General features: G+C 65.3%; 12 protein-coding genes. 5 read left to right on the plus strand and 7 right to left on the minus strand.

The genetic code is table 11. From position 1 onward, the window contains the following. Nucleotides 1–200 precede the first annotated feature (200 nt). On the minus strand, nt 201–1,613 hold the full coding sequence (locus tag V9L18_RS18435) for a replication-associated recombination protein A (protein ID WP_337348601.1): 1,413 nt from the start codon (nt 1,611–1,613) through the stop codon (nt 201–203). Nucleotides 1,614–1,692: 79 nt separating this feature from the next. Here V9L18_RS18435 and V9L18_RS18440 point away from each other — a divergent pair, with 79 nt between their 5' ends. Beyond that, nucleotides 1,693–2,364: an acVLRF1 family peptidyl-tRNA hydrolase gene (locus tag V9L18_RS18440; protein ID WP_337348602.1), complete on the plus strand. Its 672-nt coding sequence runs from the start codon at nt 1,693–1,695 to the stop codon at nt 2,362–2,364. A gap of 19 nt (nt 2,365–2,383) precedes the next feature. Here the strand turns inward: V9L18_RS18440 and V9L18_RS18445 are convergent, their stop codons facing one another. Further along, the gene (locus V9L18_RS18445) at nt 2,384–3,184 is read right to left on the minus strand and encodes a GNAT family N-acetyltransferase (RefSeq protein ID WP_337348603.1); all 801 of its coding nucleotides are present in this window, start codon (nt 3,182–3,184) and stop codon (nt 2,384–2,386) included. A 72-nt stretch (nt 3,185–3,256) separates the two neighbouring features. Further along, nucleotides 3,257–5,041: an aspartate--tRNA ligase gene (gene aspS, locus V9L18_RS18450; protein WP_337348604.1), complete on the minus strand. Its 1,785-nt coding sequence runs from the start codon at nt 5,039–5,041 to the stop codon at nt 3,257–3,259. A 107-nt stretch (nt 5,042–5,148) separates the two neighbouring features. On the opposite strand from aspS, the gene V9L18_RS18455 reads away from it, so the two are divergent. Then, the gene (locus V9L18_RS18455) at nt 5,149–6,393 is read left to right on the plus strand and encodes an APC family permease (protein ID WP_337348605.1); all 1,245 of its coding nucleotides are present in this window, start codon (nt 5,149–5,151) and stop codon (nt 6,391–6,393) included. 127 nt (nt 6,394–6,520) lie between these two features. Here the strand turns inward: V9L18_RS18455 and hisS are convergent, their stop codons facing one another. Then, nucleotides 6,521–7,891 (minus strand): histidine--tRNA ligase, encoded by a 1,371-nt coding sequence (gene hisS, locus V9L18_RS18460; RefSeq protein ID WP_337348606.1) that lies wholly within the window; start codon nt 7,889–7,891, stop codon nt 6,521–6,523. Between the two features lie 233 nt (nt 7,892–8,124). Between hisS and V9L18_RS18465 the strand changes: the two genes are divergently transcribed. The 3 genes from V9L18_RS18465 (at nt 8,125) to V9L18_RS18475 (ending at nt 11,569) form a co-directional block, all read left to right on the plus strand. Beyond that, complete coding sequence (locus V9L18_RS18465; protein ID WP_337348607.1) at nt 8,125–8,925, plus strand: peptidylprolyl isomerase; 801 nt, start codon at nt 8,125–8,127, stop codon at nt 8,923–8,925. Between the two features lie 67 nt (nt 8,926–8,992). Continuing rightward, nucleotides 8,993–10,732: a DUF349 domain-containing protein gene (locus tag V9L18_RS18470; protein WP_337348608.1), complete on the plus strand. Its 1,740-nt coding sequence runs from the start codon at nt 8,993–8,995 to the stop codon at nt 10,730–10,732. Between the two features lie 111 nt (nt 10,733–10,843). After that, entirely contained in the window at nt 10,844–11,569 is a 726-nt protein-coding gene (locus V9L18_RS18475; RefSeq protein ID WP_337348609.1) for a type IV toxin-antitoxin system AbiEi family antitoxin, read from the plus strand. Here the strand turns inward: V9L18_RS18475 and V9L18_RS18480 are convergent. The 3 genes from V9L18_RS18480 to secD form a co-directional block, all read right to left on the minus strand. After that, on the minus strand, nt 11,450–13,843 hold the full coding sequence (locus V9L18_RS18480) for a RelA/SpoT family protein (RefSeq protein ID WP_337348610.1): 2,394 nt from the start codon (nt 13,841–13,843) through the stop codon (nt 11,450–11,452). The two genes, V9L18_RS18475 and V9L18_RS18480, sit on opposite strands and share 120 nt — an antisense overlap. 135 nt (nt 13,844–13,978) lie before the next feature. Further along, entirely contained in the window at nt 13,979–14,998 is a 1,020-nt protein-coding gene (secF, locus tag V9L18_RS18485) for a protein translocase subunit SecF (RefSeq protein ID WP_337348611.1), read from the minus strand. Then, complete coding sequence (gene secD / locus V9L18_RS18490; RefSeq protein WP_337348612.1) at nt 14,999–16,756, minus strand: protein translocase subunit SecD; 1,758 nt, start codon at nt 16,754–16,756, stop codon at nt 14,999–15,001. Nucleotides 16,757–16,844 lie beyond the last annotated feature (88 nt).

Here is a 16,844-nt window from a genome sequence, read left to right on the forward strand (position 1 = left end):
CAGTGTTACTGGCCTCCACGACGGAGAGCATCGGCCAACCGCTGCCTTTTGCTACTGGGCACAGGGCTACCCCAACAAATCAGCATAAACACTGAAATTAGCGGGGATGTGCGTCCGTGCCTTGCCAGACAACGATCAATCTTACCAGCATTCGCTATCTTTGCCTTACTTTCCCCACCTGTCCCGATCAAACGCGGCAGTCAGCTGCCCCGGATGATCTTGCGCAGCCGCTCGAGCCTGATCGCGATGTCACGTTCCGCGCCGTTGGCCGTGGGCAGGTAGTAATCCCGCCCCACGAGGTCGTCAGGCGGGTACTGCTGGGTTGCTACCGAGTGCGGGGCGTCGTGGGCGTACTTGTACCCCAGTCCGTGGCCCAGTTGTTTCGAGCCCGGATAGTGGGCGTCGCGCAGGTGCGCCGGAATCCCGTTTCCCAGCCCGGCACGCACATCGGCCACCGCCTTGTTCAGGCCCATGTAGGCCGCGTTGGACTTCGGAGCCGTCGCCAGATGCACCACGGCTTCGGCCAGCACGATCCTGCCTTCCGGCATGCCGATCAGCTGCACCGCCTGGGCCGCAGCCACGGCGGTTTGCAAGGCGGTGGGATCCGCCATGCCGACGTCTTCGGCAGCCGATATCACGATCCGCCGGGCCACGAACCGGGGGTCCTCCCCCGCTTCCAGCATCCGCGCCAGGTAGTGCAGGGCTGCGTCCACGTCGGAACCCCGAACGGACTTGATAAAGGCACTGGCGACGTCGTAGTGCTGATCGCCGGCGCGGTCGTAGCGCACCGCTGCCACGTCCAGTGCCCGTTCTGTGTGCTTCAGCTCAACGGTCACGGGACCGTCGCCGGTGTCGTCGGCATCGCCAAACGCCACGCCTGCGGCGGCCTCAAGGGCGGTCAGGGCGCGCCGGGCATCGCCGCCGGAGAGCCGGACCAGGTGGGCCAGTGCCTCATCGCTGAGTTCGACCTTCGCGTTCAGTCCGCGGGCGTCGGTGACAGCGCGCTGGATCAGTCCTTCGATGTCGTCGTCGGTGAGCGGTTTCAGGGTCAGCAGCAAAGACCTGGACAGGAGCGGTGAAACAACTGAGAAGGAGGGATTTTCCGTGGTGGCCGCCACCAGGACCACCCAGCGGTTTTCCACGCCGGGAAGCAGCGCATCCTGTTGCGCCTTGTTGAACCGGTGGATCTCATCCAGGAACAGCACGGTGGTGGTTTTGTACAGGTCGCGGGCGGTCAGGGCCTCATCCATCACGCGCCTGACGTCCCTGACCCCCGCCGTGATGGCGGACAGCTCCACGAACTTCCGCCCGCGCCCCTTGGCGATCACGTGGGCAAGCGTGGTCTTTCCCGTCCCAGGAGGTCCCCAGAGGATGACCGACGCCGGCCCGGCAGGCCCGCCCGCGTCTGCGCCGGCGGCCAACTGGCGCAGGGGCGAGCCCTGTCCCAGCAGGTGCTGCTGGCCCACCACGTCGTCCAGGGTCCGCGGGCGCATCCTGACTGCCAGCGGGCTGCGGGGCCGGCCGCTGTTGTCCGTGCCGGTGCCGGCGGCGGCTGGCGCACCATTGTCGCCGTCGTCGTCGTTGCCTGGCCCTTGGGCGAAGAGATCATCCACATAGATAGGCTACTCATAGTTCAACGCACCGATCCGCCAGTTCTTCGTCCGCCCAAATTCGCCAGCCCAAAGGGGTCCCATGAGTGCACACGCCGACAGCGCCGGCCGGGCCGGTTCGGTCCGGACGGCCTTTGTGCCCGGCGCCCGCCTCTCCGGTTGGCTGGAGCGCTTCAGCGCCGCCCACGGCGGCTTCCGGCCCAGTGATGACGACGACGGCGTGCGGCTTCTTGCGGCGGACGGCACCACGGCACTGCTGCAGCCGCCCTGGCCCGCGGACGGCCGGCCGGGGCGGGGCGCCGATGCGTTGGAGCGGCTGGCCTCCATCGCCTCCCAGCCGCGTCGATTGGGTCTTCTCCTGGTCCGGCGGGGAGGCTACGGCGTCGCTGTGGCCAGCGAAGGAGTCATTGTGGCGTCCAAAGCGGGCACGAGGTACGTGCAGTCCCGGACGGCGGCGGGCGGCCAGTCGCAGCAGAGGTTTGCACGACGCCGTTCCAACCAGGCGGACGAACTGGTCCAGGCTGTTGCGGGGCAGGCCCGGCAGGTGTTCAGCGGGCAATCGTTCGAATACGTCGTTCCCGGGGGTGACCGCACCCTGGTTGACCTGGTGCTGGAAGAGCCGGTCCTGAAGGACTACGCCAAGCTGCCCCGGCTGGCCTACCTCGACGTGCCCGACCCCCGTGCCGCCGTCCTGAAAAAGGCGGCGGCGGATGCCTGTGCTGTCCGGATCCAGGTCACCGACCCGGCGTCGTAGCACCCACTCCCCTTCGAATTCAGCAGCCGGTCAGGTGCCGTTTGGGCCGTTCCTGGCGGTAGTTGTAGCGGCCGGCCTCCCGGAACCCGGCCTTCGCGTAAAGTTCCTGCGCCCCGCGGTTCGCGGCGGTGACCAGCAGCCAGTAGCCGTTCAGCCCTTGTGACGCTCCGTATCCGGCTAAGGCTTGGAGAACCCGGGTGCCATAGCCGCGGCGCCGCACATCGGACCGCGTGGCCATGCAGTACAGGCCGCCCCAGTCGCCCGGCCCGCCTTGTGGGCCCGGAGGAACGGCAAGCCGTCCGACGGCGGCGGGGACCCCGGCGTCGTCCCTCACCAGTGCGTACAGGGCCGGGCAGCCCTCAAGAATGGCACGGGCGGTGGCAAGGGCCTCATCGCCGCCCCTGCCGTCAACACTCCACCAGAGCCGCAGCCATTCCGCGGAAGGCTCCGCCGTTATTTCGACGCCGGCATCGGGCCCTGGCTCGTTCCCGCCGGCATCCCGCACCATGATCACGGTTTCAGACTGCCGTGTGAAGCCTTCCGCATCGAGGAAGGCATTCAGTGCCTCGTTGCGCGTGGTATCGACGATTTGGAAGATTACCGGCAGCCGCCGGCCACGGTACCAAGCCCGGGCCTGCCGGAGCAGGGCAGGGTTGTCGTGCGGGCTTCCGTCCGGCGCGCGGCGGGGCCAAATTGAGTTGGCGCGCTGGGTCACGCCAGCTGCGGCGCGCAGAACCCACCCGCCAGCGTCTCCCCGGTCGGGCGCCAGCCAGGCTGCGTCCATGACACGTTCAAGGTCCGGCAGGGAAGTATCGGCCACGGTACTCCTTCGTCAACGGCAGGAGGCTCCCCGGTTGTCCGGAGAGCCTCCTGTTCAGATGTGAGCTTTAGCCTACTTGGCGTCCGGTTCAGCCTTCTTGGCTTCCGGCTTGAAGTCGACGCCGGCTTCCTTGCGCTGCTGCGGCGTGATCGGCGCGGGCGCCTGGGTCAGCGGGTCGTAGCCGTTGCCGGTCTTCGGGAAGGCGATGACGTCGCGGATGGACTCAACACCTGCCAGCAGCGCCACTACGCGGTCCCAGCCGAAGGCGATGCCGCCGTGCGGAGGGGCACCGAACTTGAAGCCCTCAAGCAGGAACCCGAACTTGGTCTGGGCGTCTGCCTTGTCCAGGCCCATCAGCTCGAAGACGCGCTCCTGGACATCGCGCTCGTGGATACGGATGGAGCCGCCGCCAATTTCGTTGCCGTTGCACACGATGTCGTAGGCGTAGGAGAGTGCGGATTCCGGGTCCTGGTCGAACGTTTCCAGGAACTCTGGCTTGGGCGAGGTGAAGGCATGGTGGACAGCCGTCCACTTGCCGGCACCAACGGCCACGTCCCCAGAAGCCACGGCTGCGGCGGCCGGTTCGAACATCGGCGCGTCAACCACCCAGCAGAAGGCCCAGGCGTTGGGGTCGATCAGGCCGCTGCGGTGGCCGATCTCCACGCGGGCAGCACCCAGGAGGGCGCGGGCCGCTGATTTCTCGCCAGCGGCGAAGAAGATGCAGTCGCCGGGGTTGGCGCCCACTGCATCGGCCAAGCCAGCACGCTCGGTGTCGGTCAGGTTCTTGGCGACCGGGCCGGCCAGTTCGCCGTCTTCCTTGAAGAGCACGTAAGCCAGGCCCTTGTGTCCGCGTTGCTTGGCGAATTCCTGCCAGCCGTCCAGGGTGCGGCGCGGCTGCGAGGCACCGCCGGGCATCACCACGGCGCCGACGTACGGAGCCTTGAAGACACCGAAGTTTGTGTCCTTGAAGAATTCGGTGAGCTCGGTCAGCTCCACGCCGAAGCGGAGATCGGGCTTATCCGAGCCGTAGCGCGCCATCGCGTCCGCATAGGTGATGCGCTGGATGGGGGTGGGGATCTCGACGTCGATCAGCTTCCACAGTGCCTTGACGATGTTTTCGCCCAGGGCGATGATGTCGTCCTGGTCCACGAAGCTGGCCTCGATGTCCAGCTGGGTGAATTCCGGCTGGCGGTCCGCACGGAAGTCCTCGTCGCGGTAGCAGCGAGCGATCTGGTAGTACTTCTCGAAGCCGCCCACCTGCAGGAGCTGCTTGAAAAGCTGCGGGGACTGCGGCAGGGCGTACCAGGAACCCGGTGCCAGTCGTGCGGGAACCACAAAGTCACGGGCGCCTTCCGGCGTCGAGCGTGTCAGCGTGGGTGTTTCGATCTCGACGTAACCGTCCTGGTGGAGCAGTTCCCGGGCCACCCGGTTCGCTTCGGACCGCAGCCGCAGGTTGCGTGCGGGGCCGGGGCGGCGAAGGTCAAGGTAGCGGTGCTTCAGGCGGGCTTCCTCACCCACCTCAACGTGCTCATCAATCTGGAACGGCAACGGATCTGACGTGTTAAGGATGACTACCTTGTCCGCCATGACCTCGATCTCACCGGTAGCCAGCGCCGGGTTCTCATTGCCCTCAGGCCGCTTGGAGACGGTGCCGGTGATCTGAAGGACGTACTCGTTGCGCAGACCGTGGAAGACCTCTTCCTCACGGACCACAACCTGCGCCACACCGGAGGCATCGCGCAGGTCCACGAATGCGACACCACCGTGGTCACGACGGCGGCCCACCCAGCCAGCCAGGGTTACGGTTTGTCCAATGTGCTCGGAGCGAAGGGATCCGAGGTCATGTGTGCGCAGCACAGCACGCCTTTCTGAAAGAGACAGCAGGAACTTTAGGGAAGTTGCATAGGATCGTTCCGGGAACAATCCCGTTTGAGTTTACCCGTTGGAAAGGCTTCGCCTCCCCCATGACCAGGCACCAGCAACTTCAGCGGAGGCTTGGCGTGTTCGACGCCACCTCGATCGGCCTCGGCTCCATGCTGGGCGCGGGCGTCTTCGTGGCCTTCGCCCCTGCCGCCGGACTCGCCGGACGCTTTCTGGTGGTCTCTGTCCTCCTTGCGGGTGCCGTGGCGTACTGCAACGCGGTCGCCTCGGCAGAACTCGCAGCCAGGTACCCGGCCAGTGGCGGAACCTACGTCTACGGCCGAAAGCGGCTGGGCGCGTGGCCGGGCTTTGTGGCGGGCTGGGGTTTCGTCACCGGAAAGACCGCGTCGTGCGCGGCCATGGCACTGACATTCGGGAACTATGTTGCGCCACAGTACGCCGTTCCGGTCGCGGTTGCCGCGGTAGTGGCGCTGACAGGCGTCAACCTGCTGGGCATTACCCGCACTGCCCTCCTGACCAGGATCCTCTTGGCCGTTGTCCTGGCCACGCTGGTATTTGTCGCCGCTGCCAGCATCGTTGGCCCCCACCCGGGCGTTCAGGCGGCCGACGGCGGTGCTGCCGCCGGCGTCGGGGGCATTCTGCCCGCAGCAGGCCTGATGTTTTTCGCCTTCGCGGGGTACGCGCGCATCGCCACCCTGGGTGAAGAGGTCAAGGATCCCGCGAGGACGATTCCCCGCGCCATCCTGGCCGCCCTCGCTGCCGCCTTCGGCATCTACTTTGTCCTGGCGCTGCTGCTGCTGAACCACTTGTCCCCCGCCGGCCTTGCCGCAACGGCCACGCCGCTGCTGGAGGCGGTACGGAATTCGGCTCTGGGCGCCGGCGCGCCGCTCGTGCAGGCAGGCGCGGCCGCCGCCTGCCTCGGCGCACTCCTGGCGCTGATCACCGGGGTGGGCCGGACCGCGTTGGCGATGGCCCGGGAACGTGACCTGCCCGGTGCCCTGGCGCACGTCGGCGGGAAACATACGGTGCCGTTCGTGGCCGAACTGGCAGTGGCCGCCGTGGTCATTGTCCTGCTGCTCACCACGGACGTCATGACGGTAGTGGGATTCTCCAGCTTTGGCGTCCTGATCTATTACGCGGTCACCAATGCGGCCGCCTACACGCTGCCCGAACACCCTGCACACGGCCCCCGGTGGCTTAATGTCACTGGGTTCCTCGGCTGCCTGCTCCTGGCCTTCACACTTCCGGCCGCCTCGGTGCTGGGCATGGTTGGCGTCCTGGCCGCCGGAGCGGCAGGGCGGTTCCTGGTGCTCCGGCTGCGACGTTAGCGCCGCAGCGGCATGTAAGTTCCGCCGTCGTGGGGCACTTTGGGCAGTCTCACCCTGGAAACAGGCGTGGCGAACCCTTGTGAAGTACCCCACGAAGTGTCGCGTTGGGCCCGGGACGAGCCTGAGGTCAGGCCGGCTGGGCGGATGCCTGGAGGGCAGTAGTGACCTGGACGGACAGGTCTTCGTCGGACGGTGACCAGCTGGCGGGATCGGCGTCCACCTGCACACCGGTTCGGATGTCCTTGACCTGGTGCTTACCGTGCTCGTCGGTGAACCATACAAACGGAATGCCGCGGCGGTCCGCGAACTTGATCTGCTTGCCGAACTTTTCGGCCTTCGCCGCCACCTCGGTGGCGACCCCCCGGCCGCGGAGCTGTGCCGCGACGTCCTGGGCAGCGCCCCAGCTGTCGTCGTCAGTCAGCGCAACGAGCACGGCCGTAGGAACAGAGCGGGAAGCCTTCGCCAAGTCCTGGCTGAGGATGCGCGAGACCAGACGGGTTACCCCAATGGAAAGGCCGACGCCGGGGAACTTGCGGTTGCCTTTGGACGCCAGTGCATCGTAACGGCCGCCGGAGCAGATGGAACCAAGCTGTTCATGGCCCACCAGGACGGTCTCCACGACAGTGCCGGTGTAATAGTCCAGGCCGCGGGCGATGCTGAGGTCCGCGATCACCTTGCCCGGAGCGCGCTGCACCGCTGCCTCAATGACCTGCTCCAGCTCGCTCAGGCCTTCCTCCAGGAGTTCGTTGCTGACGCCGAGGGCGCGGACCCGTGCCGCGAACGATGTGTCTTCCGTGCGGATCGCGGCGAGCTGGAGAGCTGCCTGCGCCTGCTCTTCCGAGGCTCCGAGTTCGGTCTTCAGCAGTTCCGCAACCTTGGCCGGTCCGATCTTTTCCAACTTGTCGATGCTGCGCAGGACCCCTGCAGTGTCATCCAGGCCAATGCCGCGGTAGAAACCTTCGGCCAGTTTGCGGTTATTGATACGCAGGCGGAAATCCGGGATAGGCAAGGCACTGAGGGCCTCGGCGATCACCAGGGCGATCTCCACGTCGTAGCGGAACGGCAGTTCGCCGTCGCCCACCACGTCGATGTCAGCCTGCGTGAATTCGCGGGCGCGGCCCTCCTGCGGACGCTCTCCGCGCCACACTTTCTGAATCTGGTAGCGGCGGAACGGGAAGGCAAGGTAGCCGGCGTTCTCTACGACGTAGCGGGCGAAGGGCACCGTCAGGTCGAAGTGCAGGGCCAGGGCGTGCGGATCGTGCCTGCCGGCCTTGGACTCCTCGCCCTCGTCATCCTGGAGGCGGCTAAGCCCATACACCTCTTTGTCGATTTCGCCCTTGCGCAGCAGCTGGCCAACCGTTTCGACGGCACGGGTCTCGATGGAGGCGAACCCGTGCAGCTCAAAAACCTTGCGGAGGGTGTCCAGCACATGCAGCTCCACCAGCCGCTCCTCGGGAAGCCACTCTGGGAATCCGGACAGGGAGGCGGTGCGTGCCATGGTGGAATATCTCCTCTGGATGAAGGGTGCCTGGGACTTTGCCGGCATTCCACCCGAAACGGGGCGGGAACGGCGGTTGCCGACAACTCATGCATAAACTATGTGCGGCAGTCAGTTTATGCGTCATCCGCCTGCATCTCTAATGTGCGGGTGAGCGCAGTAAATGCTGTCAAGGAACTGCAGGCGCACCGGAACCACCAGGCACGCCGCAGCGGCGACTATCAGGAGGACCATTGGCGGCCAGTTCACGCAGCGCCCGCGAGGCCAAACGGCGCATCCAGCAGATGGAAGCCAAGCGCGAGCTGCGGCGGGAGCAGGAGCAAAGGCGCAAACGGGACAATATTATTGCCGCCGGTGCCGGTGCTGCCGCCGTTATCCTCGCCGTCGTGCTCCAACTCACTGCCTTTGCCGGAAACCCCACGGAAGAGGAATATGCTGCGGCCCAGGCCGGGCTCACCAGCCCTTCCGCCTCCCCCACGCCGTCCGCACCGCCCACTAACGGTCCCAACATTCCGGCGGCGGACACCGCTGCCGGCAAAGTTTTTACCGGGGAAATGACGCTCAACGGGAACGTGCTCGGCATCGAAATCGACGGCACCAAGGCGCCCCAGGCTGCCGCCGTCTTCAAAACGCTCACGGACGAGGGTTTTTACAACGGCAGCGCCTGCCACCGCCTGACCACCGCTGACTCGTTCGGCCTCCTGCAGTGCGGCGGCGCCTCCGCCTCGGCCGACCCGGACTACACCTGGGGTCCCCTCGAGAACACTCCGCCGGACAACACCTACCCTGCCGGCACGATCGCTGTGGCACGCTCCGGCGACAACGCGTACGGAAACGGCAAGCAGTTCTTCGTGGTCTACAAAGACACGGTGATTCCCGCCGACTCGGCCGGGGGCTATACGGTGGTGGGCAAGGTGACCTCCGGAATGGACGCAGTGAATGCCATTGCCGCCGCGGGAATCACTCCCGGTTCCAGCGCCACAGACGGCGCACCTGTGCAACCAGTCACGATAGACTCGGTTTCTCTGAAGTAGGAAGCCAGGCCTTCACGGCCACGGTGCAGTACGTGAGTATTTCCCTCCAAGCGAAAGACTTTTAGCGGTGACAGACAGTCAGAAATCCGACGAAACAGCAGCAGACCTGACCGAGGAAACGGCCCCCGTGGCTGAACCGGCAGTGGCTGACCAAGCAACGGCCGAGGAGTCCGCGGTCCTGGAGCCCGGCAACGGGACGGCATCGGTTGAAGATACACCGACCGACGATGCCGTTTCGGAAGGTGCGCCGTCCGAACCTGCGCCCTCCGATGGTGCACAGTCCGGCGACGCCGTTGCAGAGGAGGCCCCCGCAACTGCTGAGGAATCTTCTGAAACCGATGCCCCGGCCGGTTCCGCTGAGGAGACAGCCTCCGAGGCCGGTGCCCCCGCCGCTGCTGCCGAGGCCGCAACCCCGGCCGATTCCGCTTCTGGGGTATCGCCTCGGCCGGCCGCCGCACCGCGTCCTGCGCCGTCACCGGCCGCTTTCGCGTCCCGTCCTAAGCCGGCGGCCGCCGCTCCTGCTGCGGCACCCGCGCCTGTAGTACCCGCAACGTCTCTGGCCGAGGCTTCGCGCTGGGGCCGCGTCGAAGGCGACGGCCACGTTTTCCTGACCATCGACGGCGAGGAGCATGCAGTCGGGCAGTACCCCGGTGTCAGCAACGACGAAGCCCTGGCGTACTTCGCCCGCAAGTTCGATGACATCCTGGCCCAGATCGTACTGCTGGAACAGCGGGTAAGTTCCAAAGCACCGAGCACCGACATGCAAAAGACGGTCACACACCTGCGCGAACAGCTGGCCGAGCGGAACATGGTGGGCGACATCCGTGCCGCTGAGACCCGCCTCGACAAGCTTTCCGAACAGGTCAAGGAGCTTGAAAAGACCGAGAAGGCCGAGCACGACGCCGTTCGCACCGCGGAGCTGGCCGCCCGCGAAGCGATCGTTGCCGAAGCCGAAAGCATCTCCGGCCAGGACCCTTCCCAAATCCAGTGGAAGACCTCCAGCGCCCGCATGAACGAGCTGTTCGAAAGCTGGAAGACAGCCCAAAAGAGCGGCGTACGCTTGGGCCGCAGCAACGAGGACGCCCTCTGGAAGCGCTTCCGCGCGGCGCGGACCGTCTTCGACCGCCACCGCCGGGCCTACTTCTCCCAGCTGGACAGCAACAACTCGGCGGCAAAGACGGCCAAGGAGAAGCTGATTGCAGAGGCCGAGGCCCTGTCCACCTCCACCGACTGGGGCTATGCGGCGGGTGAATACCGCCGGCTGATGGACGACTGGAAAGCCTCGCCGCGCGCCAGCCGAAAGGATGACGACGCCCTGTGGGCACGCTTCCGCGCGGCCCAGGACGTCTTCTTCACCAACCGGCAGGCCGCCAACGAAGAGATCGACCAGGAATACGCGGCCAACCTCACCGTGAAGGAAGCACTCCTCGTTGAGGCCAACGCAATCCTTCCGGTAAAGGACCTTGCCGCCGCCAAGAAGGCACTCCAGTCCGTCCGCGACCGGTGGGAAGAGGCCGGTAAGGTTCCGCGCGCCGACATGGGCCGCATTGAAGCCGGCCTCCGCAAGGTGGAGGACGCCGTCCGCCACGCGGAAGAGGAAAACTGGCAGCGGTCCAACCCCGAGACCAAAGCGCGCACCAACAGCGCGCTGTCCCAGCTGGAAGCCGCCATCGCAGGTCTGCAGGATGACCTCGCCAAGGCGGAGAAGGCCGGCGACCAGCGCAAGATCAAGGCCGCCAAGGAAGCCCTTGACGCACGGCAGGCATGGCTGGACCAGATCCAGCGCTCGGCCAGCGAACTCTCCTAGGCGGCGGCCCTTCAGGGGCGTCACGGCTGGACACGCAGGTCCGGTTCCGGTTATCCACATAACCGGAGCCGGGCCTGTACTCGTTTGCGGGCAACCCGGCAGGATGGCTGAATGGCCACTCCGTCCCCTTCGCCCGCCGTTGCGGCAACTGCGCCTGCACCTGCTTTCCCCCGGTTCCCCGAACTGTACTCACCGGGTATCCCCTTCACGTGGCCGGAACTTCAGGCGATGGCCGGTGATGGGGTGCTCAGCCAATTCCATCAGCATGGCTATGCCCTCCCAGGCGTTGCTCCATCGCCGCAGATGAGGGCACGGGCAGCGGCCAACAGCGTGCCTGCAGCCATCAGACAACGCGTGGTCGCCGGACGGATGACCGCAGCCTGGATCTACGGGTGCGCCGGCGAACCTGACCGGTTGGCCCTGCTCGTGGATGCCAAGCGTCGCATCTCCAGCCTGCGAAACACCCGAGGGTGCACGCTGCACGAAGTCAGGCTGGGGCCATGCGATGTGGTCAGCCTGGGTGGCCTGATGATCTCCAGTCCGCTCCGCACGGCTCTGGATATCGCCTTGCACGTGGACGCCCAGCGGGCACTTCCAGTGTTGGAGGCGCTGCTGTCCAGGCCACAGAACGACGTCCGGCTACGCCTGCTGGTCCTGGCCATCGAGTCCACGCCGCGCGTGCCCCATAAGCGCTCTGCCCTGGAGAAACTCGCCCGCCTAGCTCCGGCGCTTGTTGCCGGTAGTCCGGTAGACGTCGAAAACGCCGTCGATCCGCCGGACAGCGCTGAGGACGTGGCTAAGGTACTTGGGATCGCCCATCTCGAAGGCGAACCGTGAAATGGCTACCCGATCCGTGGAGGTATGTACGCTCGCGGCCAGAATGTTCACATGGTTCTCGGAAAGGACCCGGGTGACATCAGACAGCAGCGATTTACGGTCCAGCGCTTCGACCTGGATCTCCACCAGGAACACACTCGACTGCGTGGGTGCCCAGTCGACATCCACAATCCTGTCTGGTTGGTCCTTCAGGTCCGAGATGTTGGTGCAGTCGGTGCGGTGTACGGACACGCCGGAGCCGCGCGTGACGAATCCGAGGATCGGGTCCGGGGGTACGGGGGTGCAGCAGCGCGCCAACTTCACCCAGACGTCGCCAACGCCGCGCACTACCACGCCGGAATCAGAGAAGCGGGTCTTGGCAACCTGGGTGGGGATGCTGACTTCGGTGATGTCGTCGTCGGTGCTTTCGCTTCCGCCGAGGCTCTCCACGAGCTTTTCCATCACCGATTGCGCTGACGTGTGACCGTCTCCAACGCCGGCATAGAGGCCGGAGATGTCCACGTACTTGAAGTCTTCCGCCACCGCGGCCAGCGCCTCGTGCGTCATCAGGCGCTGCAGCGGCAGGTTTTGCTTGCGCATAGCGCGGGTCAGGAGTTCCTTGCCGCGGTCGATCGCCTCTTCGCGGCGTTCCTTGCTGAACCACTGGCGGATCTTGTTCCGTGCACGGGCGCTCTTGACGAAATGCTGCCAGTCCTGGCTGGGGCCGGCTCCTTCGGCCTTCGAGGTGAAGATCTCCACCCAGTCGCCGTGGTTCAGTTCACTGTTGAGCGGGACCAGCTTGCCGTTGACGCGGGCACCGATGGTCCGGTGTCCCACCTCGGTGTGGACGGCGTAGGCAAAGTCAACCGGAGTGGATCCGGCCGGCAGTGCCATCACTTCACCCTTGGGCGTGAAAACAAACACTTCACGGGCGTTGATCTCGAACCGGAGCGAATCCAGGAACTCCCCGGGATCGGAAGTCTCCTGCTGCCAGTCCACCAGCGACCGCAGCCAGCCCATGTCACCGTCGCGAGGGCTGCCCGGGCCGGTGGCCGTACGGTTGGGCTGGTCCTTGTACTTCCAGTGTGCGGCCACGCCGTATTCTGCGCGGCGGTGCATCTCGTGGGTCCGGATCTGGATCTCCACCGGCTTGCCGCCAGGCCCAATCACCGTAGTGTGCAGGGACTGGTACATATTGAACTTCGGCATCGCTATGTAGTCCTTGAACCGCCCCGGCAACGGGTTCCAGCGCGCATGCATGGTCCCCAGCGCCGCATAACAGTCCCGCACGGAGTCCACCAGCACGCGGACACCCATCAGGTCATTGATGTCATCGAAGTCTTTGTCCCGGACCACCATCTTTTGGTAGATCGAGTAATAATGCTTCGGCCGGCCGGTAATCGTGGCCTTGATCCTGGCGGCCCGGAGGTCCTCGGTGATCTGGTCGCGAATGACGCCCAGGCTCTTCTCGCGCTCCGGGGTGCGGTCTCCCACCATCCGGACGATTTCCTCATAGACCTTCGGGTAGAGGGCCGCGAAGGACAGGTCCTCCAGTTCCCATTTGATGGTGTTCATGCCCAGGCGGTGGGCAAGGGGTGCGAAGATCTCCAGGGTTTCGCGCGCTTTCCGCGCGGAGGATTCAGCGGAGACAAAGCGCCATGTGCGGGCGTTGTGAAGCCTGTCCGCCAGTTTGATCATCAGGACGCGGATGTCCTTGGCCATGGCCACAACCATTTTGCGAACGGTCTCTGACTGGGCCGCTTCCCCGAAGCTGACCTTGTCCAGCTTGGTGACGCCGTCAACGAGCATGGCAACCTCGGGCCCGAAGTCCCTCTTCAGGTCCGCCAGCGTGTAGGGAGTGTCTTCCACGGTGTCGTGGAGCAGCGCAGCGGCCAGCGTGGTTCCACTAAGGCCCAGCTCGGCCAGAATGGTGGCCACGGCAACGGGGTGGGTGATATACGGGTCACCGCTTTTGCGTTTCTGCCCGCGGTGGCTTCGCTCGGCGACGTCGAAGGCCCGCTGGATGAGGTCGAAGTCCTCTTTTGGGTTATTGGCCCGGACGGTCCTGAGCAACGGTTCGAGGATGGGCGAATAGGTGGCGCCGCCGCGACCGGTGAGCCGTGCCAGGCGCGAACGCGTGCGTTCGCGCCTTCCAGGGAACGTGGGCCGGGCCCCCGAGTTGTCAACGGGGACGGCCTGTCCTGGGCGTGCGGCAGGGACCAGCCCGGTTTGCGGTCCGCGGCCCGGACCGTTATCTCCGTCTGCCGTTGGCGCCGACGCCGAACGTTCTTCCAATGAAGCACCCCTCACGACCCGTTTAATTACCCCAGTCTATTCCCCGATCAGCACACATATGTAACCGGCGATTAAATGCGAAGGGGCCGGCCGGCATCAGTCTCCTGATGCCGGCCGGCCCCTGTGCTTCGGGTGTCAGGCCTGGGCGGGTTCGGCTGGAGCGGCGGCCTTGGACGCGGCCTCGTTCCGCCGGTGCTCCACGCGCTTGGCCTGCTTCACAAGGTCAGGTTCATTCTGGCGCAGCCAGGCATACATGGGGGCTGCCACGAAGATGGTTGCCGCCGTCCCAATAAGGATGCCGACGAACAATGCCAGCGACAGGTCTCTGAGCGTGCCCGCCCCCAGCAGGCCCGCACCGATGAACAGGATGGCGCCCACGGGGAGGATTGCGACCATCATGGTGTTGATGGAACGCACCAGGGTCTGGTTCACCGCGAGGTTGACCTCCTCGCCAAAAGTCCGGCGGGTGGACGCATCAAGATCGGCGGTGTTTTCGCGGATCTTGTCGAAGACCACCACGGTGTCATACAGGGAGTAGCTGAGCACGGTCAGGAACCCGATGATGGCCGAAGGTGTCACCTCAAAGTCGCTCAAGGCATATACCCCGGCAGTGATGAACATCGTCACCGCCATCCCGGCGATAGCAGAGAGGGACATCTTCCAGGTCCGGAAGTAGAGCGCCATGAGGAGCGCAGCGAGCACCACGAAGATGACCAGGCCGATCAGCGCCTGCTTGGTGACGTCGGCGCCCCAGGTGGGACCCACAAAGGTGGACGTCACCTCGTTGTCAGTGACGCCATAAGCAGCCGTCAGCCCCTCCTTGATCTTGAGGGTCTCGTCGTCAGTGAGCTTGTCCGTTTGGATGCGCATGGTGGTGCCGGCCACGTTGGCCACGCGCGGAATGCTTCCCGCGACGACATCCTGAACGGCCTTTTCGCCCACGGCGGCATCGGTGGTCTTGACGTTCGACACGGTGAACTCAGAGCCGCCGCGGAACTCGATGCCCAGGTTGAACCCGCCCTTGGCCACCGGGATAAGGATGGACAGGGCAACGGCCACGGCCGCAATGAGGAACCAGATCTTCTTGGCGCCGACAAAGTCGTACGAGCGCTTGCCTGTGTAGAGCTCGTTACCGAAAGTGGCAAAGCTGGACATTTACTTGTTCTCCTTGGATGCGCTCTTGGAGGAGCCGGTAAGCTGCTCCTGCTTCTCCGCGAGGCGACGTTCCGCGATGGTCATCCTGCGCTCTGCCTCAGCGACAGCACCGGTGTTCTTTGCCCGGACCGCAGCAGGCTTCGAGTCAGGGGTGCGCAGGCGTCCGGCTCCGCGATACAGCGGCACTGCCCCGAGTTGCTTCGGATCAAGGCCGGAGAACCGGTGGCCCTCTCCGAAGAACCTGGTGCGCGCAAGCATCTGCAGCGTCGGGTGCGTGAACATAAAGACGACAATGAGGTCGGCGATGGCTGTCAGGCCGAGCGTGAACGCAAAGCCGCGGACGTTGCCCACTGCCACAAAGTAGAGCACGAGGGCAGCCAGCAGGTTGACTGCCTTGGAGGCCAGGACCGTCCGCTTGGCGCGCTTCCACCCGTTCTCGACGGCGGAGACCAGGCCGCGGCCTTCGCGCAACTCGTCACGGATGCGTTCGAAGTAGACGATGAACGAGTCCGCTGTCTGGCCGATTGCCACGATAAGACCGGCAACGCCGGCGAGTGAGAGCCGGTAGTTTTCGGTCCAGCCCAGGATGGCGATGGCGAGGTACGTCAGTGCACCGGCCACCACCAGCGAGGCGATCGTGACGAAGCCCAGGGCACGATATTGGAAGAGCGAATAAACCACCACGAGCAGCAGGCCGATCACGCCGGCCAGGAGGCCCATGCGGAGCTGCTCGCCACCCAATGTCGCGGAGATCTGCTGCTCACTCTGGATCTCGAAGCTGATAGGCAGCGCACCGAACCGAAGCTGGTCTGAGAGCGCCTTAGCCGTCTGCTCTGTGAAGCCACCGGTGATCTGCGGGCGCCCGTCGGTGATGACAGCAAGGGAGCGCGGCGCGGAGATGACCTGATCGTCGAGCACGATAGCGAACTGTGCCTTGGGGTCGGTGCCGGTTTCGCCGCCGGCTGCCACATAGAACTGGTTCAGGCGTTCGGTGACCTCTTTGAACTTGGCGGTACCTTCGTCGTCGAACTGGATGTTGACGGCCCACTCGTTGGTCACGGCACCCTGCGCGCCCTGCTGAAGCTGGAAGGAGGAGGTGACAATGTTGCTGCCCTTGACCTCCACCGGTCCCAGGATGTATTTAATCGCCGGAGTGGTGGCCGTTGCGGGCTCACAGGTCACGAGCGGCTTGGCAGGGTCGGAGCGCTCCTGCTTGTCCTGGGACGGGTTGTCGCAGTCGAGGGTCTCGAACTGGCGGTAGACCTCGGGCGTGATCCAGTTGGTGTCGCTGCTGTTGGCGGGTTCCGCCGTCGGCTTCGGCAGCTGGTCCTCAGGCGTGAGCGACTCCGTGGGGACCGCCGCGCCTGCTCCGTTGAGGAGAACAGGGCGGAAGTTCATGTCGGCGGAAGCTTGTATCAGGGCCCTCGTCTGAGTGGAGGGCGTGCCCGGAAGGCTGACCACAACGTTCCGGCCTGACTGGGTGCTGATCTCCGCTTCGGCAACGCCGGAGCCGTCCACGCGTTGGCGGATGATGGCCACCGCCTGGTTAAGCTGCTCCTCGTTAATGTCCGAACCGCCCTCAACCTTGGGCGCCAGGATCATCTGGGTGCCGCCTTCGAGGTCCAACGCCAGCTTGGGTGCCCAGCTGGCCTGTCCGGCGATGGTGCCGCCAGCAAGGACAGCCGTCAGCACAGCGAGGACTACGCCAAGCCAGACGAGTACCCTGAGGCCTGATTTTTTGGGGCCAGTTCGTGCCATTGTCGATCTTTCTCTTATTCATGCCAGGAACCGCCGGTGCGAGCAATTGCTCCCACCGGCGGCAACCTGCTGCCGTAGAGGTGCAGAA

This window comes from Pseudarthrobacter sp. CCNWLW217 (assembly GCF_037203985.1).
Taxonomy (GTDB): Bacteria; Actinomycetota; Actinomycetes; order Actinomycetales; family Micrococcaceae; genus Arthrobacter.

What these genes read in the sequence shown, in the direction of transcription:
- secF (WP_337348611.1), bottom strand. Translation starts at nt 14,998, where the DNA reads ATGTCCAGCTTTGCCACTTTCGGTAACGAGCTCTACACAGGCAAGCGC.
- V9L18_RS18440 (WP_337348602.1), top strand. Translation starts at nt 1,693, where the DNA reads ATGAGTGCACACGCCGACAGCGCCGGCCGGGCCGGTTCGGTCCGGACG.
- V9L18_RS18455 (WP_337348605.1), top strand. Translation starts at nt 5,149, where the DNA reads ATGACCAGGCACCAGCAACTTCAGCGGAGGCTTGGCGTGTTCGACGCC.
- hisS (WP_337348606.1), bottom strand. Translation starts at nt 7,891, where the DNA reads ATGGCACGCACCGCCTCCCTGTCCGGATTCCCAGAGTGGCTTCCCGAG.
- secD (WP_337348612.1), bottom strand. Translation starts at nt 16,756, where the DNA reads ATGGCACGAACTGGCCCCAAAAAATCAGGCCTCAGGGTACTCGTCTGG.
- V9L18_RS18475 (WP_337348609.1), top strand. Translation starts at nt 10,844, where the DNA reads ATGGCCACTCCGTCCCCTTCGCCCGCCGTTGCGGCAACTGCGCCTGCA.